The sequence below is a fragment of the Microbacterium sp. F1-18 genome (assembly GCF_052921305.1).
The window spans coordinates 245,558-270,047 of sequence record NZ_JBREVD010000002.1; the positions used below are offsets into that span (position 1 = coordinate 245,558).

Genomic DNA, 24,490 nt, shown 5'->3' on the forward strand with positions numbered 1-24,490 from the left:
AGCGCCATGCGCATCGTCTTCGCCGGCACACCGGAACCCGCCCTGCCATCGCTCCGGCGACTCGCCGCTTCGCCGCACGAGATCGTCGGGGTCGTCACGCGGCGCGACGCGCCGCTCGGCCGCAAGCGGGTGCTCACGCCATCGCCGGTGGCGGCCCTCGCCGCCGAGCTGGGGCTCCCGGTCCTGAAGACCGACCGCCTCGATTCCGACGCGACGCAGACGATCACCTCGTGGGGAGCCGACCTCGGCGTGATCGTCGCCTACGGGGGACTGGTGCGCGAGCCGCTGCTGTCCACGCCGCGGCATGGCTGGATCAACCTCCACTTCTCGTTGCTGCCCGACTGGCGGGGCGCCGCACCGGTGCAGCACGCGCTCATCGCGGGTGATCGGGTGAGCGGGGTGAGCGTGTTCCAGCTCGTTCCCGAGCTCGACGCGGGTGACGTCTTCGCGCAGAGCCGCCACGCGGTCGGCCGCGGCGCGACCGCCGGCGACCTGCTCTCGGAGCTCGCCGGCCTTGGCGCGGACACCCTGTCGGACGTCGTCGACGGGATCGCCGACGGCACGGCCCGAGCCCTGCCGCAGACAGGTGAGCCGACGTTCGCGCCCAAGCTGACCCTCGCAGACGGAGTCCTCGACTTCGAGCTCAACGCTGAGACCGTGCTCGACCGCTTCCGGGGGACGACCCCCGAGCCCGGCGCGCACACCACAGTGGCCGGGCAGCGGCTCAAGGTGCTCGCGGCCCGCCGGGGGACGGAGGCAGCCCTCGCTCCCCGCGAGATCCGTCTCGTCGGCAAGGAGGTCCTCGTGGGAACCGCCGACGGCACAGTCGCGCTCCTCACCGTGCAGCCCGCCGGTCGCGGCGCGATGCCGGCGCCGGACTGGTGGCGGGGGCAGCGCGCCGAGAGCATCGAGGCGGGCTCGTGAATCCGGCACGCCGCGTCGCCTTCGACGTCCTCCGAGCGGTCGCCGACTCGGATGCGTACGCCAATCTGCTGCTTCCGCAGGAACTCCGCCGTGCGGGTCTCACACCAGCGGATGCGGGACTGGCCACCGAACTGACATACGGCACGCTGCGCCGTCAGGGTACATACGACGCGATCATCGAACAGGCGTCGGGACGCGCGATCGACACGATCGATCCACCGGTGCGCGACGCGCTGCGCCTCGGTGTCCACCAGCTCCTGTCGACGCGGGTGGCCTCGCACGCGGCGGTGAACGAGAGCGTCGAGCTCGTGCGGCGCGCGGGCGCGTCCAACGCCGCCGGCTTCGCCAACGCGGTGCTCCGGCGCATCGCCCGGGACAACCCGGGGGAATGGCTGCAGCGGGTCGATGCCGGCGCGCGCTCGGATGACGAGCGGCTCGGACTGCGCTACTCCCATCCCGTATGGGTCATCCGGGCGTTCCGTCGGGCGCTCGCGGCAGAGGGGCGCGCGGACGAGCTCGAAGACCTGCTGGCGGCCGACAACGTCTCGCCGAGCGTCACGATGACCGCGCTCCCGGGCTTGGCCGACATCCCCGCCGATCGCGCTCGGACCCCCTACTCACCGCTCGGATTCCGACTCGACGGCGGCGACCCCGAGCCGCTGGTGCGTGGCGCGGAGGGCCGCATCCGTGTCCAGGACGAGGGATCGCAGCTCGCCGCGCTGGCATTGACACGTGCGCGTCCCGTCCGCGCGGGTGAGCGCTGGTTGGACCTGTGCGCAGCGCCGGGCGGCAAGACGGCCGTCCTGGCTGCGGAGGCGCTCGCGGGCGGGGCCGCCCTCGAGGCCAACGAGATCTCACCGGCGCGCGCACGGCTCGTTCGCTCCTCCGTCGCCGGGGTGCCGCTCGAGGTTCCGGTGTCGGAGGACGACGGCCGCGAACGAGCGGGACGGGGTCGGTACGACCGCATCCTCGTCGACGCGCCCTGCACGGGGCTCGGCGCGCTTCGCCGCCGTCCCGAGGCCCGCTGGCGCAAGAGCCCGTCCGATGTGCCCGACCTCAGCGCTCTGCAGCGCGAACTGCTCGGCGCGGCCGTCGCCTCGCTCGCCCCGGGCGGGATCGTCGCCTATGTGACGTGCTCGCCTCACCTCGCCGAGACCTCGGTCGTCGTCGCCGACGTGCGCGCGTCTCACTCGGACCTCCGCGAGCTCGACGCCCGGGAGGTCCTCCGGTCGGTCAGCCGCCGCGACATCGACCTGCCCGAGCCGCAGGACGGGTCGGGGCGCGCGCAGCTGTGGCCGCATCGCCACGGGACCGATGCGATGTCGATCACACTCCTGCAGAAGCCGTGACCGGCGATAATGGGGGCGTGAGCGACGCCGACGCCCTGCGCATCAACCCCAGCATCCTGGCCGCCGACTTCGTGAACATGGAGGCGGAGCTCGGCCGCATCCGCTCGGCGGACTTCGTGCACGTGGATGTCATGGACAACCACTTCGTTCCGAATCTGACCTTCGGCCCGCAGATGGTCGAGCGGATCCAGGCGACGAGTCCCGTTCCCCTCGACGTGCACCTGATGATCTCCGACGTCGATCGCTGGGCGCCCGGCTACGCCGAGCTGGGGGCCGCGAGTGTGACCTTCCACCTCGAGGCGGCGACCGACCCCGTCGCCCTGGCGCGACGCCTGCGGGCGATCGGGTCGCGCGCCGGCGTCGCCGTCAAGCCCGCCACGCCCGTCGAGGGGCTCTTCGATGTCCTCGACGAGTTCGATCAGGTCCTCGTGATGACCGTCGAGCCGGGTTTCGGTGGCCAGAGCTTCATGGCCGACCAGATGCCCAAGCTCCGCCGTCTCGCCGACGAGGCGCGTCGTCGCGGCTCCTCCGTCTGGCTGCAGGTCGACGGCGGCATCTCGGAGTCGACGATCGCGCAGGCCGCCGAGGCCGGGGCAGACACGTTCGTGGCCGGATCCGCGGTGTTCGGCGCGGCCGATCCGGATGCCGCCATCGCGAGCCTGCGCGACCGGGCGCAGCGCGCGCATCGACACTGATCCATCCGTCGCCGCGGTCGGAGTCGCCGTCACGGGCCGGTACCCTGGCTAGGTGAAGACGTTCGACGCCCTGTTCGCAGAGCTCACCTCTATCGCCGAGACCCGGCCCGAGGGTTCGGGCACGGTCGCGCAGCTCGACCGCGGTGTGCACGCCATCGGCAAGAAGATCGTCGAGGAGGCCGCTGAGGTCTGGATGGCGGCGGAGTATCAGTCCGACGTCGAGACTGCCGAGGAGATCTCGCAGCTGCTGTATCACCTGCAGGTGCTCATGATCAGCAAAGGTCTGAGCCCCGAAGACGTCTACCGACATCTCTGAGCGACGCCCCGCCCTCCCGCTCCGAGACAGAAAGACCCCCATGCTGCGCATCGCCGTTCCCAACAAGGGATCGCTCGCCGAGACCGCCGCCGAAATGCTGGCCGAAGCCGGCTACACCGGTCGTCGCGACTCGAAAGACCTGCACGTCATCGACCCCGTCAACGAGGTCGAGTTCTTCTACCTGCGTCCCAAGGACATCGCCACCTATGTCGGCTCGGGCGCGCTCGACGTCGGCATCACCGGTCGCGACCTCCTGCTGGACGCCCGCATGCCCGGCGCGCGCGAGATCGAGCGGCTCGGCTTCGCCGGCTCGACCTTCCGCTTCGCCGCGCCCACCGGCACGTTCTCCGACGTCGCCGAGCTCTCGGGTAAGCGCATCGCCACCTCGTACCCCGGGCTCGTCGACGCGTTCCTCGACGAGCGCGGCATCGCCGTCGATCTCGTGCCCCTCGACGGCGCGGTGGAGTCCGCGGTCCGTCTGGGCGTCGCCGACGCCGTCGCCGATGTGGTGGAGACGGGCACGACCCTCCGCCAGGCGGGGCTCGAGGTCTTCGGGCCCGAGATCCTGCGGTCCGAGGCGGTCCTCATCGCCGGTCCGCACGACGCCGACGGCACGGAGCGCCTGCTGCGGCGTCTGCGTGGCGTCCTGGTGGCGCGACGCTACGTGATGGTGGACTACGACCTCCCGGCCGCCCTGGTCGACGAGGCCGTCGCCGTCGCGGGCGGCATCGAGTCGCCCACGATCTCGCCGTTGCGCGACCCCGAGTGGGTGGCCGTCCGGGTGATGGTGCCGCGCGCGAGCGTGAACACGACGATGGACGACCTCTACGCCATCGGTGCGCGTGCGATCCTCGTCACCGCGATCCACAACGCGAGGCTCTGACATGACGCTGGCACGCCGCGTCATCCCGTGCCTCGACGTCGCTGCGGGACGCGTGGTCAAGGGTGTGAACTTCGAGAACCTGCGCGACATGGGCGATCCGGTCGAGCTCGCCCGGCTGTACTTCGAGCAGGGCGCCGACGAGCTGACGTTCCTCGACGTCACCGCGACCGTAGACGGTCGGGCCACGACCTACGACGTCGTGCGTCGCACCGCAGAGCAGGTCTTCATCCCCCTCACCGTCGGCGGCGGCGTTCGATCGGTCGACGACGTCGCGCGCCTGCTGTCGGTGGGGGCCGACAAGGTCGGCGTCAATTCGGCGGCGATCGCGCGCCCCGAGCTCATCGGCGAGATCGCCGACCGTTTCGGGGCTCAGGTGCTCGTGCTCTCCCTCGATGTGAAGCGCGCACCGGGCACCGCATCGGGCTTCGTCGTGACGACGCACGGCGGGCGCACGGCGACATCGATCGACGCGCTCGCCTGGGCGCGCGAAGCGATCGAACGTGGCGCGGGCGAGCTGCTCGTGAACTCGATCGATGCCGACGGCACGAAGGACGGATTCGATCTCGAGCTCATCGAGCTGATGCGTGAGGCCTCGTCCGTGCCTGTCATCGCCTCGGGCGGCGCCGGCGCGACCGAGCACTTCGCCCCCGCGATCGAGGCGGGCGCGGATGCCGTGCTCGCCGCATCCGTGTTCCATTCGGGCCAGCTCACGATCGGCGACGTGAAGGACGCTCTCACGGCGCAGGGGATCGAGGTGCGGCCATGACCGAGAGCATCGAAAGCCGCATCGAGCGCGTGTCGTTCGACGCGAACGGCCTCGTCGCTGCGATCGTCCAGCAGCACGACACGCGCGAGGTGCTCATGCTGGCCTGGATGGATGCGGAGGCGCTGCGCCGCACGCTCACCAGCGGCCGTGTGACGTACTGGTCGCGCTCGCGCCGGGAGTACTGGCGCAAGGGCGACACGTCCGGCCACATCCAGCTCGTCCGCGGGGCACGGCTCGATTGCGACGGCGACGCCGTCCTCCTGCTGGTCGAGCAGGTGGGCGCGGCCTGCCACACCGGCACGCGCACATGCTTCGACACGGACGACCTCGACCCCGTCGTGGCGGTCTCATGACTCGGCGCTCCCGGACGTTCGCGGTTCTCGCCGCTGTTGTCGGCGGCGGCCTCGCGGTCATCGGAGCGACGCAGCCGTGGCTGGAGGCGACGTTGCGTGACGGCGCTCAAGCGGTCCTCCCGGTGCCGGGCACCGAGGCGCTCCCGCTGGTCACTCCACTGGGCCTGGCAGCGCTCGCCCTCGGGCTCGCGCTCTCGATCGTGGGCACGGTGCTGCGCTACGTCTTCGGCGTCGTCGGGGTGCTGATCGGCGCCGCGCTCCTCGCCGAATCGCTCCGTATCGCCCTGACGGCGCCGCCCGAGGCCGTGGTCGGCGTCGTCGCCGACGCGACCGGACTCGCGGGCGTCGAAGCGGTGGGCACGCTGGTCTCGACGATAACGGTCACCGCGTGGCCGTGGATCACGGCGGTCGGCGCCGCCGCGGTGTGCGCGGGCGGGGTGCTGACCCTCGTGACGGCTCGCTCGTGGCGCAGCACCGCGCGCCGTTACCGCACCGATGCGGCCGCCGAGGTCCGCCGCCCCGGTGGTTCGCGTCCGCACGATTCCCACGATCCGATCGATTCGTGGGACGACCTCAGCCGCGGGTCCGATCCGACCGCTTGAGCCCCGGTAGACTGACCTCAGCCCGAGAAATCCCGCGAAGGAGAACAATGAGCAACATCGGCGACCCCGGCCACGGACACTCCCCGGCGGCGTGGACCGCTGTGGTGATCATGCTCCTGGCGTTCGCGCTGGGCACCCTGTTCTTCTGGCTCGACATGCCGGTGCTCGTCTGGGCGTCCGCCGGTCTGCTCGTGGTCGGGCTCATCGTCGGCTGGGCCATGGCGAAGGCCGGGTACGGCGCGTACGGCGACAAGTACACCCCGAAAGCGCACTGACGTGCTGGCCGGTCTCACGGCCGGCGCCGTCGAGGATGCCGAGGCCCGTGCGGCCGAGCGGCCCCTCGCCGTCGTCGAGCGCGACGCGCTCGCTCAGAGCCCGGCACGCGACGCCCTTGCGGCGCTCGCCCCGGCCGAGCGGGTCAGAATCATCGCCGAGGTCAAGCGTGCGAGCCCGTCTCGCGGCGATCTCGCCGCGATCCCCGATCCCGCTCTTCAGGCGGCTCGGTATGAGGAGGGCGGCGCTTCCGTCATCTCCGTGCTGACCGAGGGGCGGCGATTCAAGGGCAGCCTGGCCGACCTCGAGGCGGTTCGCGCCGAGGTGTCGATCCCCGTGCTGCGCAAGGACTTCATCGCCAACCCGTACCAGGTGTTCGAGGCCCGTGCGGCCGGCGCAGACCTGGTGCTCCTGATCGTCGCCGCGCTCGAGCAGCCGCTGTTGGCCGAGCTGCACGAGCTGGTGCTCGAGCTCGGAATGACGCCCCTGGTCGAGACCCACTCGCTCGACGAGGTGCACCGCGCCGCCGACATCGGAGCGCGGCTGGTGGGTGTCAACGCGCGCAACCTCTCGACCTTCGAGCTCGACCGCGACCTGTTCGGCCGATTGGTGGAGCATCTGCCCGCGGATGCTGTCAAGATCGCCGAGTCCGCCGTGCTCACACCGCACGACGTGGCCCACTACCGTCGAGCGGGCGCCGACGCCGTCCTGATCGGCGAGGCGCTCGTGACGAACGATCCCGTTACCACCCTGCACGCATTCCTGGAGGCCGGCGCGTGAGCCTGCGAGAACAGCACGGTCCCTTCTTCGGCGAGTTCGGCGGGCGGTTCATGCCCGAATCGCTGATCGCCGCGATCGACGAGCTGACCGCGGTCTACGAGTCGGCGATGGCCGACCCCGAGTTCGCGGCCGAGCTGACGCGCACGCTCGCGACCTACGCGGGGAGGCCGTCGGCGCTGACCGAGGTGCCGCGCTTCGCCGAGCACGCCGGCGGCGCGCGCGTCTTCCTCAAGCGTGAGGACCTCAACCACACGGGCTCGCACAAGATCAACAACGTGATCGGTCAGGCCATGCTGACCAAACGCCTGGGCAAGACCCGGGTGATCGCCGAGACCGGAGCCGGCCAGCACGGCGTGGCCACGGCGACGGCCGCGGCATTGTTCGGCTTCGACTGCACGATCTACATGGGCGAGGTCGACACCGAGCGTCAAGCCCTCAACGTCGCACGCATGCGCCTGCTCGGCGCCGAGGTCGTGCCGGTGACGACCGGGTCGCGCACGCTCAAGGACGCGATCAACGAGGCCTACCGCGACTGGGTGGCCTCGGTCGAGACGACCAACTACATCTTCGGCACCGCAGCCGGGCCGCATCCGTTCCCCGCCATGGTGCGCGACTTCCAGAAGATCATCTCGGAAGAGGCTCGCGAGCAGCTGCTCGCCGAGACCGGACGGCTTCCGGATGCCGTCGTGGCATGCGTCGGTGGCGGATCCAACGCGATCGGCATGTTCGACGCGTTCCTCGACGATGAGGGCGTCGCGCTCTACGGCGTCGAGGCCGCGGGCGAAGGAGTCGACACGGAGCGCCACGCCGCGTCCATCGGGCGGGGCCGCCCGGGCGTCCTCCACGGCGCGAAGACCTTCGTGCTGCAGGACGAGGACGGCCAGACCGTCGAGTCGCACTCGATCTCGGCGGGACTGGACTATCCGGGTGTCGGGCCCGAGCACGCGTGGCTCGCGTCGATCGGTCGTGCGTCGTACATCCCCGCCACCGACACCGAGGCGATGGAGGCACTGAGACTGCTGAGCCGCACCGAGGGCATCATCCCCGCGATCGAGTCGGCCCACGCCCTGGCCGGTGCGCTTCGGATCGGACGCGAGCTCGGCCCCGACGCGATCATCGCGGTCAACCTCTCGGGGCGCGGTGACAAAGACATGGACACCGCGGCCCGTTGGTTCGAGCTCTACGACGAAGGCGCGGAGCCGGTCGTCGAACCCGACCACGACGAAGCCGCCTCGGGAGAAGGGGTGGAGCTGTGAGCTCCCGCGTCGCCGCCGCGATCGATGCCGCACACGCCGAGGGGCGCGGCGCGTTCGTCGGCTACCTGCCGCTCGGCTTCCCCGATCTCGAGACGAGTGTCGAGGCCGCCGTGGCGCTGGCCGAGGCCGGAGCCGATGTCCTCGAGCTCGGCCCCCCGTACTCCGACCCCGTGATGGACGGCGTTGTGATCCAGGAGGCGACGCAGGTCGCTCTGGCAGCGGGCTTCCGCCTGCGTGACACGTTCACAGCCGTCCGTGCGATCGCGGAGCGGGTCGACGTCCCGATCCTCGTCATGACCTACTGGAACCCCGTGCTCCAGTACGGCGTCGACCGCTTCGCCGACGAGCTCGCCGCGGCAGGCGGGGCCGGCCTGATCACGCCGGACATCACCCCGGATGCCGCGCCCGAGTGGATCGTCGCTTCGGAGCGCACGGGGCTCGATCGCGTGTTCCTCGCGGCGCCCACCTCCACCGACGAGCGACTGCGGATGATCGTCGAGGCCTCGACGGGCTTCGTGTACACGGTCTCGACGATGGGGATCACGGGCGAGCGCGCCGAGCTCGACGCCGCAGCCCGCACCCTGGTCGGGCGCCTGCGCGAACTCGGCGATGTGCACGCGTGCGTCGGCATCGGCATCTCCACGCCCGATCAGGTCGCGGGAGTCGTCGACTACGCCGACGGAGCGATCGTCGGAACAGCCCTCGTACGCGCTTTGCGCGACGGGGGAGTCGCCGGGCTCGCCGACACCGCGCGTGCTCTTGCGGCGGGCACCGCCCGCGAGCGCGTCTAGACTTTTCCGGTCGCACGACCGCCGATTTCCGAGGGACGATCCGATGATCCATGCCGCACACACGCTCGTCGCGAGCATCCCGAGCCCGTCGGTGAGCTACATCGACCTCGGTCCGCTGCGCATCCACTTCTACGCCCTGTGCATCATCGCGGGCATCATCGTCGCGACCCTGATGACCAATCACCGCCTCACGCGGCGTGGCGCGGAACCGTGGGTCGTCATCGACATCGCGCTCCTGGCCGTGCCGCTGGCGCTGGTGGGAGCGCGCGCGTTCCACGTGCTCACGCACCCGGGGTTCTACTTCGGCCCCGACAAGAACCCCTGGGCCGTGCTGTTCATCTGGGAGGGCGGCATCGCCATCTTCGGTGCGCTGATCGGCGGCGCCGTGGGCGCGTACCTCGGCTGCAAGTGGACCGGCATCCGCTTCTGGAGCTTCGCCGACGCGCTGGCGCCGGGCATCCTCCTCGCCCAGGCCATGGGCCGGTTCGGCAACTGGTTCAACCAGGAGCTGTTCGGGCTGCCCACCGACGTGCCATGGGGGCTCGAGATCGATCGCGACAACCCGGCCTTCCCGGCAGGGCTCGCACCCGACACCCTCTTCCACCCGACCTTCCTCTACGAAGTGATCTGGAACGGGCTCGGCGTGCTCGTGCTGCTGTGGGTCGGCCGCAAGGCGTGGGCGCAGTGGGGCAAGCTGTTCGGTCTCTACCTCGTCTGGTACGGCGCGGGGCGCATCGTGTGGGAGTCCATCCGGATCGATCCGAGTGAGATCATCCTCGGCATCCGCACGAACGTCTGGGCCGCGATCTTCGCCGTCCTGGTCGGAATCGCGATCATCGTGGTGCAGACGCGACGGCACCCGGGCGACGAGCCGTCGCCTTATCAGCCCGGTCGCGAGTGGGTGGCTCCGAGCGCGCTACAATCGCAGAGCACTGAAGACTTCGTGGATCTGAGCGCACCCCCGACGCCCGAAGCTCACGCAGACAGCGCCACAAGCGCAGTCACCTCGAAGCAGTAGTTCCCCAGGGCCGACGTCGTCCCGGTTTCAGCACCAATGTGAGGACGGTCAGTATGGCCTCGAGCCCTCGACCCCAAAAGTCCGGATTCGGTTCTTTCCCTCCCCAGCAGGGCATGTACAACCCGGCCTTCGAGAAGGATGCCTGTGGTCTGGCGATGGTCGCCACGCTTCGCGGCGAGGCCGGGCACGACATCGTCGAGCTCGCGCTGACGGCGCTGCGGAATCTGGAGCACCGCGGGGCCATCGGTTCGGACGCCGGAACCGGTGACGGCGCCGGCATCCTGACGCAGATGCCCGACGCGTTCCTGCGCGCCGTCGTCGACTTCGACCTGCCGCCCGCGGGGGAGTACGCCGCGGGTATGGCCTTCCTGCCACGTGAGGCCGACGAGCGGCACGCCCTGAAAGCCGCGATCGAAGCGCTCGCGGCGTCCGAGGGGCTGATCGTCCTGGGCTGGCGCGAGGTCCCGACCGAGGACGAGAACCTCGGCAAGCTGGCGTTCGCGGCGCGGCCGGCGTTCGAGCAGCTGTTCGTCTCGCGCCCGGCGGTCGGCGACGCGCCCGCCCTGTCGGGCATCGAGCTCGACCGCCGCGTCTACCGGCTGCGCAAGCGCGCCCGCCACGAGCACGACGCGTACTTCGTGTCACTCTCGAGCCGCACGCTCGGCTACAAGGGGATGGTCACCACCCTGCAGCTCGAGCCGTTCTACCCCGACCTGCAGGACGAGCGCTTCGCGTCCGAACTCGCAGTCGTGCACTCGCGGTACTCGACCAACACCTTCCCCTCCTGGCCGCTCGCCCAACCCCTGCGCATGCTCGCGCACAACGGTGAGATCAACACGGTCAAGGGCAACCGCAACTGGATGCGGGCGCGCCAGTCGCAGCTCGAGTCCGAGCTGCTCGGCGACGTGCAGCCGCTCCTGCCGATCTGCACCGACGGTGCCAGCGACTCGGCCTCGTTCGACGAGGTGCTCGAGCTGCTCACTCTCACCGGCCGCAGCCTGCCCCACGCCGTCATGATGATGGTGCCCGAGGCCTACGAGAAGCAGACCGACATCGACCCGGATCTGCGCGCGTTCTACGACTACCACTCCATCCAGATGGAGCCCTGGGACGGTCCGGCGGCGCTCATCTTCACCGATGGCACGCTCGTCGGTGCGACGCTCGACCGTAACGGGCTGCGTCCCGGGCGCTGGACCGAGACCACCGACGGACTCGTCGTGATCGGCAGCGAGACCGGCGTGCTCGACTTCGCCCCCGAGCGGATCAAGCGTCGCGGACGTCTGCAGCCCGGTCGCATGTTCGTGGTCGACACGGCCGCGGGTCGCATCGTCGAGGACGAGGAGATCAAGCGCGAGCTGGCGACCCTGCACCCGTGGCAGGAGTGGCTCGATTCGGGCCGCGTGCGGCTCAAGGACCTGCCCGAACGCGAGCACATCGTGCATCCGATCGCCTCGATCACGCGTCGTCAGCGCACGTTCGGGTACACCGAGGAAGAGGTGCGCATCCTCCTCACCCCGATGGGACAGGTGGGTGCGGAGCCCCTCGGCGCGATGGGCAGCGACACGCCCGTCGCCGTGCTGAGCGAACGGCCCCGGTTGCTGTTCGACTACTTCACGCAGCAGTTCGCGCAAGTGACGAACCCGCCCCTCGACTCGATCCGCGAAGAGGTCGTCACCTCGCTCTCGCTCGGGCTCGGTCCCGAAGCCAACCTGCTCTCGTGGGGGCCGGAGCACACCCGCACGGTGACGCTCGACTTCCCCGTCATCGACAACGACGAGCTCGCGAAGATCCAGCACATCGACACCGCCCTCAAGGGCCGGTCGTCGGTGACGATCCGCGGCCTGTACCGCGTCGAGGCCGGTCACAAGGGGATGCAGAAGCGCCTCGCGCAGATGTGCGCCGAGGCCGACCAGGCCATCGAGGACGGCGCGGAGTTCCTCGTGCTCAGCGATCGCGACTCGAACAAGGACCTCGCGCCGATCCCGTCGCTGCTCATGCTCGCTGCAGTCCACCACCACCTCATCCGTCAGCAGACGCGCATGCGGGTCGGTCTGGTGGTCGAGGCCGGCGACGTCCGCGAGGTGCACCACGTCGCGACTCTCCTCGGCTACGGCGCCTCCGCGGTCAACCCGTACCTCGCGATGGAGACGGTCGAGTACCTCGTCCGGGCCGGCTACATCACCGGCGTCTCGCCGGAGAAGGCCGTGAAGAACCTGATCTATGCGCTCGGCAAGGGTGTTCTGAAGATCATGTCGAAGATGGGCATCTCGACGGTGTCGTCGTATGCCGGCGCCCAGGTGTTCGAGGCAGTCGGCCTGTCGGGCGAGTTCGTCTCGAAGTACTTCACGGGCACCGAGACCAAGCTCGGCGGTGTCGGCCTCGAGGTCATCGCCGCGGAGAACGCCGCGCGGCACGCGTACGCCTATCCCGAGGATGCCGCAGTCCGCGCTCACGAGCGGCTGTGGACCGGCGGCGAGTACCAGTGGCGCCGCGACGGCGCCCCTCACCTGTTCAATCCCGACACGGTCTTCCGGTTGCAGCACGCGACCCGCACGCGGCGCTACGACATCTTCCGCGAGTACACCAAGCTCGTCGACGACCAGGCGTCGGAGCTGAAGACGCTGCGCGGCATGTTCAAGCTGCGGACGGGCGTCCGCCCGCCGGTGCCCATCGACGAGGTCGAGTCGGTGGCCTCGATCGTCAAGCGCTTCTCGACGGGTGCCATGAGCTACGGCTCGATCTCGAAGGAGGCGCACGAGACCCTCGCGATCGCGATGAACCGCCTCGGCGCGAAGTCGAACACCGGCGAGGGTGGCGAGGACGTCGAGCGGCTGCTCGACCCCGAGCGACGCAGCGCGATCAAGCAGGTCGCCTCCGGGCGATTCGGCGTGACGAGCATGTACCTCACGCACGCCGACGACATCCAGATCAAGCTCGCCCAGGGCGCGAAGCCCGGCGAGGGTGGTCAGCTTCCGCCCGGCAAGGTCTACCCGTGGATCGCTCGCACGCGCGGCGGCACCCCCGGCGTCGGCCTCATCTCGCCGCCGCCGCACCACGACATCTATTCGATCGAAGACCTCAAGCAGCTGATCTTCGACCTGAAGCGCGCCAACCCGACCGCGCGTGTCCATGTGAAGCTCGTGAGCCAGTCCGGCATCGGCGCGGTCGCAGCGGGAACTGCGAAGGCGCTTGCCGACGTCATCCTCGTCTCGGGCCACGACGGCGGCACCGGTGCGAGCCCGCTGAACTCGCTCAAGCACGCCGGCACCCCGTGGGAGCTCGGCCTCGCCGAGACCCAGCAGACGCTCATGCTCAACGACATGCGCGACCGCGTCGTCGTCCAGGCGGACGGGCAGCTCAAGACCGGTCGCGACGTGGTCATCGCCGCGCTGCTCGGCGCCGAGGAGTTCGGCTTCGCGACGTCGGCACTCGTGGTGGAGGGCTGCATCATGATGCGGGTCTGCCACCTCGACACGTGCCCGGTCGGCGTCGCGACTCAGAACCCCGTCCTGCGCGAGCGCTTCACGGGCAAGCCCGAGTTCGTCGTGAACTTCATGGAGTTCATCGCGCAGGAGGTGCGCGAGTACCTCGCCGAGCTCGGTTTCCGTTCGCTCGACGAGGCCGTCGGACGCACCGACGTCCTCGACGTCGACGGCGCGATCGAGCACTGGAAGGCGAGCGGACTCGATCTCGGGCCGATCCTCACCGGGCCCGCGTTCGCCGACGATGCGCCGCGGCGTCATCAGCGTGACCAGGACCACGAACTCGACGAGCACTTCGACGTCCAGCTGATCGAGCGGGCGCAGGATGTCGTCGCCCACGGCGGACACATCGAGATCGACCTGCCGATCCGCAACACCGAGCGTGCCGTGGGCACGATGCTGGGCAACCGGGTGACGCTCGCGCACGGCGAGAACGGCCTGCCGGCCGACTCGATCGTCGTGAACCTCACGGGTTCGGCCGGTCAGTCGTTCGGGGCCTTCCTCCCCGCCGGCATCACGCTGCGCCTCGAGGGCGACTCGAACGACTACGTCGGCAAGGGGCTCTCCGGAGGCCAGATCGTCGTGCGGCCCCCACGCGACGCCGCATTCGACGCCTCCGAGAACGTCATCGCCGGCAATGTCATCGGTTACGGCGCGACGCAGGGCACGATGTTCCTGCGCGGTGTCGTGGGGGAGCGGTTCCTGGTGCGCAACTCCGGCGCGACCGCGGTGGTCGAGGGCGTGGGCGACCACGCACTGGAGTACATGACGGGCGGCCTCGCCGTGATCCTGGGAGCGACCGGGCGCAACCTGGGCGCCGGGATGTCGGGCGGCAACGCCTACGTCTACCGTCTCGAGACCGCGAACGTGAACCGCGAGGCGATGGCCAGCGGTGAGCTCGTGCTCGAGGAGATGGGGTCCGGCGACGCCGAGATCCTCCGCGACCTGCTCGAGCGCCACGTCGCCGAGACGGGGTCCGACCTGGCGGCCCGCCTGCTCGAGGACTTCGAGACCGAGGTCGCTCATTTCGTCCGTGTGGTGCCGCGCGACTACGCCGCGGTGCTCGAAACCCGACAGACGGCGGCCGCCGAGGGGCTCGACCCCGACGGCGACGAGGTCTGGAGCCGCATCCTGGAGGTGACCCGTGGCTGACCCCAAGGGCTTCCTGAAGATCACGGAGCGCGAGCTCCCCAAGCGCCGGCCCGTCCCGGTCCGCATCATGGACTGGCGCGAGGTCTACGAACCCGGTGACACCGCGGTCCTCCGCCGTCAGGCGGGCCGCTGCATGGACTGCGGCGTTCCGTTCTGCCATCAGGGATGCCCGCTGGGCAACCTGATCCCGGAGTGGAACGACCTCATGTGGCGGGGCGAGGGGCGCTCGGCCATCGAGCGTCTGCACGCCACCAACAACTTCCCCGAGTTCACCGGTCGGCTCTGCCCCGCGCCGTGCGAGAGCTCGTGCGTGCTCGGCATCAACCAGCCGCCGGTCACCATCAAGCAGATCGAGGTCTCGACGATCGACGAGGCCTTCGCCAACGGCTGGGTCGAGGCCGAGCCTCCGGGGCGACTCACCGGCAAGACGGTCGCTGTCGTCGGTTCCGGGCCCGCCGGGCTCGCCGCTGCGCAGCAGCTGACGCGCGCGGGACACACGGTCGCGGTCTACGAGCGTGATGACCGCATCGGCGGCCTGCTGCGGTACGGCATCCCTGATTTCAAGATGGAGAAGCGTCACATCGAGGCGCGGCTGCGTCAGATGCAGGACGAGGGGACGCGGTTCCGCGCCGGTGTCGAGATCGGCAAGGACATCACGTGGGATGCGCTGCGCGCCCGCTACGACGCCGTCGTGGTGGCGACCGGGTCGACGCTGCCGCGCGACCTCGCCATCCCCGGCCGCGATCTCGCAGGCGTCCACTTCGCGATGGAGTACCTCGTGGAGTCGAACAAGGCCGTCGCGGGCGACCAGGTCGCCAACCAGATCCACGCCGAGGGAAAGCACGTCGTGGTCATCGGCGGCGGTGACACCGGCGCCGACTGCATCGGCACCGCGCACCGGCAGGGCGCGCTGAGCGTCACCAACCTCGCGATCGGCAAGCAGCCGCCCTCCGAGCGCCCCGACTCGCAGCCCTGGCCGATGATGCCGACGATCTTCGAGGTCGCCTCGGCGCACGAGGAAGGCGGTGAGCGCAGCTACCTCGCCTCGACCGTCGAGTTCCTCGCGAACGACGCCGGCGAGGTTCGCGCCCTCCGAGTCGCCGAGACCGAGTTCATCGACGGCCGCCGGGTTCCCAAGAGCGGCACCGAGCGCGAGATCCCCGCAGACCTCGTGCTGATCGCGATGGGTTTCACCGGCCCGGAGCGCAGCGAGCTCGAGGCGCAGCTCGGTACCGTGTTCACTGATCGCGGCAATGTCGAACGTGCCGACGACTACCAGACGACCGCGCCGGGCGTGTTCGTGGCGGGCGATGCCGGCCGCGGGCAGTCGCTCATCGTGTGGGCGATCGCGGAAGGCCGCGCCGCGGCCGCCGCCGTCGACCGCTACCTGATGGGCGACACCGACCTGCCGGCGCCGGTGCGTCCGACCGACGTCGCGATCGGGCTCCAGCGGGCATAGGCTGGACCCAACCCCCCTCCCGACCAGATACCACCGGAGATTCAGTGAGACGCGCCAAGATCGTCGCCACCCTGGGACCGGCCACAGCCAGCTACGAGATGGTGCGAGCCATCATCGACGCCGGCGTGGACGTGACCCGATTCAACCTCAGCCACGGAGACTATTCGGAGCACGAGGTCCGCTGGGCCAACGTGCGCAAGGCCGCCGACGACGCGGGCCGCCCCGTCGCGATCCTGGTCGACCTTCAGGGCCCGAAGATCCGTCTGGGCAAGTTCGAGAACGGACCTCACCAGCTCGCGGTCGGCGACATCTTCAAGATCACGACCGACGACATCCTCGGCACGAAGGAGATCGTCTCGACGACCTTCAAGGGCCTGCCCGGTGACGTCAACCCCGGCGACTTCCTCCTCATCGACGACGGTAAGGTCCGCGTCGAGGTCGTCTCGGTCGAGGGTCCCGTAGTCACGACCAAGGTGATCGTCGCCGGTCCGGTCTCGAACAACAAGGGCATCAACCTGCCCGGCGTCGCCGTGAGCGTGCCCGCACTGTCGGACAAGGATGAGGCTGACCTGCGCTGGGGGCTGCAGCAGGGGGCGGACATCATCGCGCTGTCGTTCGTGCGGGATGCGTCCGATGTCACCCGCGTGCACGAGATCATGGCGGAGGAGGGCCGCAAGGTCCCCGTCATCGCGAAGATCGAGAAGCCGCAGGCCGTCGAGAACCTCGAAGGGATCATCGACGCGTTCGACGGCATCATGGTCGCGCGAGGCGACCTCGGCGTCGAGCTCCCGCTCGAGGCCGTTCCGATCGTGCAGAAGAAGGCCGTGGCGCTCTGCCGCCGCATGGCCAAGCCGGTGATCGTCGCGACCCAGATGCTGGAGTCGATGATCGAGAACCCCGTACCGACGCGCGCGGAGACCAGCGACGTCGCCAACGCCGTCCTCGACGGTGCCGACGCCGTCATGCTCTCGGGCGAGACCAGCGTGGGCAAGTACCCCGTCGTCGTGGTCGAGACGATGGCCCGCATCGTCGACTCGACCGAGACGCACGGACTCGAGCGCATCGCGCCGCTGACGGCGAAGCCGCGCACGCAGGGCGGCGCCATCACGCTCGCCGCCATGGAGGTCGCGCAGTTCATCGACGCGAAGTTCCTCTGCATGTTCACCGAGTCCGGTGACACGGCGCGCCGGATGTCGCGTCTGCGGCCCGAGATCCCGATGATCGCGTTCACGCCGGATCCCGCGATCCGACGTCGAATGGCGCTCACCTGGGGCATCCGTTCCAGCCTGGTCGAAGAGGTCGCTCACACCGACCTGATGTTCCACCAGGTCGACGACTACTTCCTCTCGAACGGCCTCGCCGAGGTGGGGGACAAGGTCGTCGTGATCTCCGGATCCCCTCCCGGAATCCAGGGATCGACCAACGACATCCGCATCCACAAGATCGGCGACGCCGTCAACGGTCGCGCACCGATCTACCAGGCGATCCAGTAATCGCCCCGTGAATGCCGAAGGGCGGGCACCTTTTACGAGGTGCCCGCCCTTTCGTCGTGCCGGTGGTGGGAGTCGAACCCACACGTCCGAAGACAACCGAGTTTGAGTCGGTCGCGTCTGCCATTCCGCCACACCGGCGCACGCATATCGACAATACCGCCTCGTCGAGCGTCGCCTGACGGAAGCACGGCCGGAACGCCATACCGTAGGATCAAAAGGTGACAGAGCAAGAAGAGGCCCCCACGTCGGCCGCTCCCGCACCACGCCGTGTCGTCGTGGCCGAAGACGAGTCGCTCATCCGGCTCGACATCGTCGAGATCCTCCGCGACAACGGATACGACGTCGTCGGCGAGGCGGGCGATGGCGAGACCGCGGTGCAGCTCGCGACCGAGCTCCGCCCCGACCTGGTGATCATGGACGTGAAGATGCCCGTCCTCGACGGCATCTCCGCGGCTGAGCGTCTCGGTAAGGCGCACATCGCGCCCGTCGTGCTGCTGACCGCGTTCAGCCAGAAGGAGCTCGTCGAGCGCGCGACGGAGGCCGGCGCGCTCGCGTACGTCGTGAAGCCCTTCACCCCGAACGATCTGCTGCCCGCCATCGAGATCGCGCTGGCCCGCTACGAGCAGATCATCACCCTCGAGGCCGAGGTCGCCGACATGGTCGAGCGCTTCGAGACCCGCAAGCTCGTCGACCGTGCCAAGGGCCTGCTCAACGAGAAGATGGGCCTGAGCGAGCCGGAGGCATTCCGCTGGATCCAGAAGGCATCGATGGACCGCCGTCTGACCATGCAGGATGTCGCGAAGGCGATCATCGAGCAGCTCGCTCCGAAGAAGTAGTCCGGAGCCGCGCCGTCAGAGGCCCCCTCTCGATCGGGAGGGGGCCTCGTCGTTGCCGCGTCGGGCGGAATCAGGATGCCGCCGGAGCGTCCTTGATCATGTTCGTGATGCGGATGGTCGAGCACCGACGGCCTTGCTCGTCGGACACGACGATCTCGTGCACCGTCATCGAGCGGCCGAGGTGCAGGGGAGTGCACACACCGGTGACGGTGCCGCTCGTCGCCGAGCGCGTGTGGGTGGCGTTGATGTCGACGCCCACGGCGAGACGCCCCGGACCGGCGTGCATGTTGGCCGCCATGGATCCGAGCGACTCGCCGAGCACGACGTACGCACCGCCGTGCAGGAGACCGACGGGCTGGGTGTTGCCTTCGACGGGCATCGTGGCGACGCAGCGCTCGGTGGTGAACTCGATGAAATCGATTCCCATGCGCTCCGCGAGCGCTCCCTTGCCGCGGCCCTGCGCCCACGCGAGGCCGGTGTCGATGTCGGTCTTCTCAGGCATGCTCCACCCTCGGTCGCAGCGGGTCGTGGTGTCCGCCGTCGTCGTTAGGCTGGACGGGTGACGGACTCCGCAAAGCCTACTCTTCTCGTCGTCGACGGCCACTCGCTGGCCTACCGTGCCTTCTTCGCGCTGCCGGTCGACAACTTCACGACGAAGGATGGCCAGCACACCAACGGCATCTACGGGTTCCTGTCGATGTTCGTCAACCTGATCAAGGCCGAGAAGCCCACGCACCTGGCGGTCGCCTTCGACACCTCGCGCCAGTCTTTCCGCACCCGCGAGTACACCGAGTACAAGGCCAATCGTGCGGAGTCGCCGGCTGAGTTCAAGGGGCAGATCCCGCTGCTGCAGGAGTGCCTCGCCGCGATGAACGTCACCGTGCTGACGAAGGAGGACTACGAGGCCGACGACATCCTCGCGACCCTCGCGACGCAGGGTGCCGCCGAGGGCTTCGACGTTCTCGTCTGCTCGGGCGACCGCGACACGATCCAGCTCGTCACCGACGACGTCACCTTGCTCTACCCCAGCGTGCAGGGCGTCTCTCAACTCAAGCGCTACACCCCCGAGACGGTCGTCGAGAAGTACGGTCTCCCGCCCCAGAACTACCCCGACATCGCCGCGCTCGTCGGTGAGACGAGCGACAACCTCCCCGGGGTCCCGAAGGTGGGGGAGAAGACCGCGGTGAAGTGGCTGACGCAGTGGGGATCGCTCGACGCACTGCTCGAGAACGCCGACAAGATCGGCGGCGTCGTGGGCGGCAACCTGCGCGAGCACCTCGATGACGTTCGACGCAATCGTGCGCTCAACCGCCTCCTTCGAGATGTCGAGCTCGGTGTGACACCTGCCGACCTCGCCGTCGGTCCGATCGATGCTGAAGCGGTTCGCGACATCTTCGCCCGCCTCGAGTTCCGCACGCTGCTTCCCCGGGTGTTCGAGGCGGCCGGCGCCGACCCCGCGATGGCTGCCGAGACCACCGCTCCGGCGGTGCCGGCTCCGGCTGCCGCCGAGGTGTCTGCGGCTGATCTCGCCGCTTGGGCCGCCGCTCGGACGGGCGAGGTCGGGGTGACCGTCGTGGTCGCGGGCGGCTTCCCGCAGCGGATCGGCCTGGCGGGTCCCGACGAAGCGGTCGAGGCGACCTGGAACGACGACGTCGCCGACGCCCTGCGTCCGTGGCTCGAGTCCGACGCGCCGAAGGTGCTCTCCGACGCGAAGCTCCAGGTCAAGGCACTCCGCCGTGGCGGTGTTCGCCTGGGCGGCCTCGTGTTCGACCCGATCCTGGCCGGGTGGCTTCTGCGCCCGAGCTTTCCCGACAAGACCCTCGCCGACCTCGTCCACCGGTACCTCGACGAGAAGCTGCCCGAGGCCGACCCGACCCAACTCGTGCCTGAGACCGAAGGGGCGACACCGGGCCAGCTCTCGTGGTTCGCGCTCCGCGTCGCGGAGGCGGTGCGCGCGGAGATGCCCGCCTCCGTCCTCGGGGTGCTGACCGACATCGAGCTCCCCACCCTCGACACCCTCGCCGACATGGAACTCGCGGGCGTCGCGGTGTCGCACGAGAAGCTCTCCACGTTCTCCGCCGAACTCGCCGCGCGAGCCGACGACATCGCGCAGCGCGCGTACGCCACGATCGACCGCGAGGTGAACCTCGGCTCGCCCAAGCAGCTGCAAGAGGTGCTGTTCGAGCAGCTCCAGCTGCCGAAGACCCGCAAGACCAAGACCGGGTACTCCACCGACGCCGCGGTGCTGGCCGACCTGCAAGAGTCGAACCCTCACCCCTTCCTCGAACTGCTCCTGCAGCACCGTGAAGCGACGAAGCTGCGGCAGATCATCGAGTCGCTCGACACCGCGATCGCCGCGGACGACCGCATCCACACGACGTACGTGCAGACCGGAAGCCAGACCGGCCGGCTCTCGAGCACCGATCCCAACTTGCAGAACATCCCGATCCGCAACGAGGAGAGCCGACGCATCCGCGCTGCCTTCGAGGTCGGCGAGGGGTACGAGACCCTGCTGACGGCCGACTACTCGCAGATCGAGATGCGCATCATGGCGCATCTGTCCGAAGACCCGGGCCTCATCGAGGCGTTCGTGTCGGGCGAAGACCTCCACCGTTTCGTGGGTGCGCGGGTCTTCGGCGTCGAGCCCGCCGACGTCACACCGGCGATGCGCACGAAGGTCAAGGCCATGTCATACGGTCTCGTCTACGGACTCTCCGCATTCGGCCTGTCGAAGCAGCTCCGCATCGAGCAGTCCGAGGCCAAGCAGCTGATGCTCGAGTACTTCGCCCGATTCGGAGCGGTGCGCGATTATCTGCGTTCGAGCGTCGAGCAGGCTCGTATCGACGGGTACACCGAGACGATCTTCGGCCGCCGCCGGCCGTTCCCCGACCTCGCGAGCCCCAACCGCGTGCTCCGCGAGAACGCCGAGCGCGCAGCGCTCAACGCTCCGATCCAGGGCAGCGCGGCCGACATCATGAAGATCGCGTTGTTCCGCATCGCCCGTGAGTTCCGAGCCGAAGGCCTCCGCTCTCGTGTCCTGCTGCAGATCCATGACGAGCTCGTGGTCGAAGTGGCTTCGGGGGAGTGGGATGCCGCCGAGCGCATCGTCCGCGATCGCATGGGCGACGCTGCGGAGCTCACCGTTCCGCTCGATGTGCAGATCGGTCGCGGCGGCGACTGGGATGTCGCTGGTCACTGACCCGGCCGCGTGGGGGCGCCGCAGTAGGCTCGGAGGATGACCGAAGCACAGCGCACCCCCACGCAGATCGACCGGATCGCCGACGCGTGGGTCGACACCCTGGCCGAGCTCTCACCCGGGCTCGCGACGTACATCGGCCGTTTCGAGCACAATGCGCGACTCGACGACTACTCGCCCACGGGAACCGCGCGGGCGCTCGACGCCGCGCGCAGCACCCTCGCAGCGCTCGAGGGGGCCGAGCCCGAGGACGACGTGGATGTCGTCACGAAAGCCGACCTCGCAGGCGATCTGCGGCTGCAGATCGATCTGGTCGAGGCCGGCGCACACCTGCGCGACGTCAACGTGATCGCGTCCCCGGCGCAGGAGATCCGCAACACGTTCGACCTCATGCCCACGGAAACCGTCGACGACTGGAGCGTCATCGCCGCACGCTTGGCCGCGGTGCCCGCTGCCGTCGACGGATACGTCGAGACCCTCCGGGAGGGCATCGCCCGCGGGATCGTTCCGGCGCGTCGTCAGGTCACCGAGGTCGCGACCCAGATCGGCCGTTACACCGCCGACACCGGATTCTTCGCGACCTTCGCCGCCGACGCAGCCCCCGCGGAGGGCGGGCTGCCGGCATCGCTGGCCCGCGACCTCGCCGACAACGCCAACGCCGCACGCGTCGCCTATGACGCGCTGGCTGCGTTCTTCACCGGAGAGCTGCTGCCGGAGGCGGATGAGACCGATGCGGTGGGACGCGAGCTCTACACGTTGCACTCGCGCCGCTTCCTCGGTGCGACGATCGACCTCGACGAGACCTACGAATGGGGTCTCCAGGAGCTCGCGCGTATGGTCGCCGAGCAGGAGTCCATTGCGAACGAGATCCTCCCGGGCGCAACGGTGGAGGAGGCCGTCGCTCATCTCGAGAAGGACGAGTCTCGCAAGCTCCACGGCGCCGAGGCGCTGCAGAAGTGGATGCAGGAGACGAGCGATCGCGCCGTCGAGGAGTTGGGGCGAACCCACTTCGACATCCCCGAGCCCATCCGCACGCTCGAGTGCATGATCGCCCCGACCAACGAGGGCGGGATCTACTACACCGGTCCGACCGATGACTTCTCGCGGCCGGGGCGGATGTGGTGGTCCGTGCCCGAGGGTGTCGACTCGTTCGACACCTGGCGAGAACTCACCACCGTCTACCACGAGGGCGTTCCGGGGCACCACCTGCAGATCGCTCAGGCGGTGTACAACCGGTCCGAGCTCAACTCCTGGCGCCGCCTCCTGGCCGGGTCCAGCGGGCACGCGGAGGGATGGGCCCTGTACGCGGAGCGCCTGATGGAGCAGCTCGGCTACCTGGACGACCCGGCGGACCGCTTGGGCATGCTCGACGGTCAGCGCATGCGTGCCGCTCGCGTCGTGCTCGACATCGGCGTGCACCTGGGCAAGGTCCGCCCCGACGGCGAAGGCGTCTGGGATGCGGACTATGCGCTGGAGTTCATGAAGCGCAACGTCAACATGCCCGAGGAGTTCATCCGCTTCGAGGTCAACCGCTACCTCGGTTGGCCGGGCCAGGCGCCGTCGTACAAGGTCGGTCAGCGCATCTGGGAGCAGATCCGCGACGACTACGCCGACCGTGCCGGAGAGCAGTTCGACGTCAAAGCGTTCCACATGAAGGCGCTGCGGCTCGGCGGCGTCGGGCTCGACACCCTGCGGATGGCTCTCGCGCAAGACTGAGAGTCATCGCAGACGTCTGAAAGCGCAGACGACGACGGGGTGGGAATAGATCTCCCGCCCCGTCGTTGTATGCGCATGAATGAAAGGTGGCCCCATGACCGCGACATCCGTCCAGTTCGCCCTCGACACGTTCGGCGACGTCACCCGCGGAGCCGATGGCGAACTGCTCTCCGACGCGCAGACCATCCGCAACGTCGTCGACCAGGCGGTGCTCGCCGACGAGGTCGGCCTGAGCTTCTTCGGCGTGGGGGAGCACCACCGGCGTGAGTTCGCCGTTTCGAGCCCGGAGATCGTGCTCGCGGCGGCAGCGGCACGCACGAAGGACATCCGCCTCGGAACCGCGGTCACCGTGCTCTCCAGCGATGACCCCGTCCGCGTCTACGAGCGTTTCGCCACCCTCGACGCGGTCTCGAACGGACGCGCCGAGATCATCCTGGGACGAGGGTCGTTCACCGAGTCGTTCCCCTTGTTCGGTTTCGATCTCGCCGATTACGAGATCCTCTTCGAGGAACGGCTCGACCTCTTCGGCCAGCTGCGCGCCGAGCAGCCGGTGACGTGGCAGGGCAGAACGCGCCCCGCGCTGACGGCCGCAGACGTCTTCCCCAAGACCGAGAACGGACTGCGCGCCTGGGTCGGCGTCGGCGGCTCGCCCGAGTCGGTGCTGCGCACCGCGCACAACGGATACGGTCTGATGCTCGCGATCATCGGCGGCGGCGCCGATCGGTTCCGGCCGTACGTCGATCTGTTCCACCGCACGCGCGATGCGATGGGCGCTGGCCGGCTGCCCGTCGGAGTGCATTCGCCCGGTCACGTGGCCGACACCGACGAGCAGGCTTGGGAGGAGCTCTTCCCCGCGATGAAGGTCAACCGCGACGCGATCGGCGCCGAGCGCGGCTGGCCACCGTACTCGCGTCTTCAGTTCCAGCACGATCTCGGCCCCGACGGAGCCGTTTACGCCGGGTCGCCCGAGACGGTGGCCCGCAAGCTTGCGCAGACGATCCGTACGCTCGAGCTTGATCGCTTCGATCTGAAGTTCTCGCACGGGACCCTCGCCCACGAGAGCATGATGCGCTCGATCGAGCTGTACGGCACGAAGGTCGCGCCGCTCGTGCGCGAGATGCTCGCCGACGACTGACCAGGTGGCGCCCGG

General features: G+C 69.4%; 21 protein-coding genes and 1 tRNA gene. 20 read left to right on the forward strand and 2 right to left on the reverse strand.

Going from position 1 to position 24,490, the window contains the following annotated elements:
- The first annotated feature begins 6 nt into the window (after positions 1-6).
- From fmt to pyk, 16 genes are read left to right on the forward strand one after another with little or no spacing between them, the layout of a single operon-like run.
- Positions 7-924: a methionyl-tRNA formyltransferase gene (gene fmt, locus ACU6RU_RS05310; protein ID WP_446726074.1), complete on the forward strand. Its 918-nt coding sequence runs from the start codon at positions 7-9 to the stop codon at positions 922-924.
- Positions 921-2,273, forward strand: a complete 1,353-nt coding sequence (locus ACU6RU_RS05315; RefSeq protein ID WP_446726075.1) for an RsmB/NOP family class I SAM-dependent RNA methyltransferase — start codon at positions 921-923, stop codon at positions 2,271-2,273. The genes fmt and ACU6RU_RS05315 overlap by 4 nt, the downstream gene beginning before the upstream one ends.
- A 17-nt stretch (positions 2,274-2,290) precedes the next feature.
- Complete coding sequence (gene rpe, locus ACU6RU_RS05320; protein WP_446726076.1) at positions 2,291-2,968, forward strand: ribulose-phosphate 3-epimerase; 678 nt, start codon at positions 2,291-2,293, stop codon at positions 2,966-2,968.
- A gap of 52 nt (positions 2,969-3,020) precedes the next feature.
- Positions 3,021-3,284, forward strand: coding sequence for a phosphoribosyl-ATP diphosphatase (locus ACU6RU_RS05325; protein WP_120262547.1), 264 nt, complete (start codon positions 3,021-3,023; stop codon positions 3,282-3,284).
- Positions 3,285-3,324: 40 nt separating this feature from the next.
- Positions 3,325-4,167: an ATP phosphoribosyltransferase gene (gene hisG, locus ACU6RU_RS05330; RefSeq protein WP_446726077.1), complete on the forward strand. Its 843-nt coding sequence runs from the start codon at positions 3,325-3,327 to the stop codon at positions 4,165-4,167.
- A 1-nt stretch (position 4,168) separates the two neighbouring features.
- Positions 4,169-4,933, forward strand: coding sequence for an imidazole glycerol phosphate synthase subunit HisF (gene hisF / locus ACU6RU_RS05335; protein WP_289329596.1), 765 nt, complete (start codon positions 4,169-4,171; stop codon positions 4,931-4,933).
- A complete protein-coding gene (hisI, locus tag ACU6RU_RS05340; protein WP_120262550.1) occupies positions 4,930-5,286 on the forward strand; it encodes a phosphoribosyl-AMP cyclohydrolase in 357 nt (118 codons plus the stop codon). The genes hisF and hisI overlap by 4 nt, the downstream gene beginning before the upstream one ends.
- The gene (locus ACU6RU_RS05345; protein ID WP_289329595.1) at positions 5,283-5,888 is read left to right on the forward strand and encodes a Trp biosynthesis-associated membrane protein; all 606 of its coding nucleotides are present in this window, start codon (positions 5,283-5,285) and stop codon (positions 5,886-5,888) included. Before hisI ends, ACU6RU_RS05345 begins: the two co-directional genes overlap by 4 nt.
- 47 nt (positions 5,889-5,935) lie before the next feature.
- Positions 5,936-6,163 carry a DUF6704 family protein gene (locus ACU6RU_RS05350; RefSeq protein ID WP_023950623.1) on the forward strand — a complete coding sequence of 76 codons (228 nt, stop codon included), beginning with the start codon at positions 5,936-5,938 and terminating at the stop codon, positions 6,161-6,163.
- 1 nt (position 6,164) lies between these two features.
- Complete coding sequence (trpC, locus tag ACU6RU_RS05355; RefSeq protein WP_120262552.1) at positions 6,165-6,941, forward strand: indole-3-glycerol phosphate synthase TrpC; 777 nt, start codon at positions 6,165-6,167, stop codon at positions 6,939-6,941.
- A complete protein-coding gene (trpB, locus tag ACU6RU_RS05360) occupies positions 6,938-8,197 on the forward strand; it encodes a tryptophan synthase subunit beta (protein ID WP_120262553.1) in 1,260 nt (419 codons plus the stop codon). The genes trpC and trpB overlap by 4 nt, the downstream gene beginning before the upstream one ends.
- Positions 8,194-8,988, forward strand: a complete 795-nt coding sequence (trpA, locus tag ACU6RU_RS05365; protein WP_446726078.1) for a tryptophan synthase subunit alpha — start codon at positions 8,194-8,196, stop codon at positions 8,986-8,988. The genes trpB and trpA overlap by 4 nt, the downstream gene beginning before the upstream one ends.
- 43 nt (positions 8,989-9,031) lie before the next feature.
- Positions 9,032-10,006 carry a prolipoprotein diacylglyceryl transferase gene (gene lgt, locus ACU6RU_RS05370; protein WP_446726079.1) on the forward strand — a complete coding sequence of 325 codons (975 nt, stop codon included), beginning with the start codon at positions 9,032-9,034 and terminating at the stop codon, positions 10,004-10,006.
- Between the two features lie 53 nt (positions 10,007-10,059).
- The gene (gene gltB / locus ACU6RU_RS05375) at positions 10,060-14,640 is read left to right on the forward strand and encodes a glutamate synthase large subunit (protein ID WP_446726080.1); all 4,581 of its coding nucleotides are present in this window, start codon (positions 10,060-10,062) and stop codon (positions 14,638-14,640) included.
- A complete protein-coding gene (locus ACU6RU_RS05380) occupies positions 14,633-16,099 on the forward strand; it encodes a glutamate synthase subunit beta (protein WP_120262557.1) in 1,467 nt (488 codons plus the stop codon). The genes gltB and ACU6RU_RS05380 overlap by 8 nt, the downstream gene beginning before the upstream one ends.
- Positions 16,100-16,143: 44 nt before the next feature.
- Entirely contained in the window at positions 16,144-17,592 is a 1,449-nt protein-coding gene (pyk, locus tag ACU6RU_RS05385) for a pyruvate kinase (RefSeq protein WP_289329591.1), read from the forward strand.
- A 57-nt stretch (positions 17,593-17,649) separates the two neighbouring features.
- Here pyk and ACU6RU_RS05390 read toward each other — a convergent pair.
- A tRNA-Leu gene (locus ACU6RU_RS05390) sits at positions 17,650-17,730 on the reverse strand.
- An 80-nt stretch (positions 17,731-17,810) separates the two neighbouring features.
- On the opposite strand from ACU6RU_RS05390, the gene ACU6RU_RS05395 reads away from it, so the two are divergent.
- Positions 17,811-18,428, forward strand: a complete 618-nt coding sequence (locus tag ACU6RU_RS05395) for an ANTAR domain-containing response regulator (protein ID WP_023950638.1) — start codon at positions 17,811-17,813, stop codon at positions 18,426-18,428.
- 70 nt (positions 18,429-18,498) lie between these two features.
- Here ACU6RU_RS05395 and ACU6RU_RS05400 read toward each other — a convergent pair whose 3' ends face one another.
- Entirely contained in the window at positions 18,499-18,930 is a 432-nt protein-coding gene (locus ACU6RU_RS05400) for a hotdog fold thioesterase (protein WP_120262559.1), read from the reverse strand.
- A gap of 57 nt (positions 18,931-18,987) precedes the next feature.
- Here ACU6RU_RS05400 and polA point away from each other — a divergent pair, with 57 nt between their 5' ends.
- From polA to ACU6RU_RS05415, 3 genes are all read left to right on the forward strand, one after another.
- Positions 18,988-21,627 (forward strand): DNA polymerase I, encoded by a 2,640-nt coding sequence (gene polA / locus ACU6RU_RS05405; RefSeq protein ID WP_446726081.1) that lies wholly within the window; start codon positions 18,988-18,990, stop codon positions 21,625-21,627.
- Positions 21,628-21,663: 36 nt separating this feature from the next.
- Entirely contained in the window at positions 21,664-23,340 is a 1,677-nt protein-coding gene (locus ACU6RU_RS05410) for a DUF885 domain-containing protein (RefSeq protein ID WP_446726082.1), read from the forward strand.
- Positions 23,341-23,434: 94 nt separating this feature from the next.
- Positions 23,435-24,475: an LLM class flavin-dependent oxidoreductase gene (locus ACU6RU_RS05415; RefSeq protein WP_446726083.1), complete on the forward strand. Its 1,041-nt coding sequence runs from the start codon at positions 23,435-23,437 to the stop codon at positions 24,473-24,475.
- Positions 24,476-24,490 lie beyond the last annotated feature (15 nt).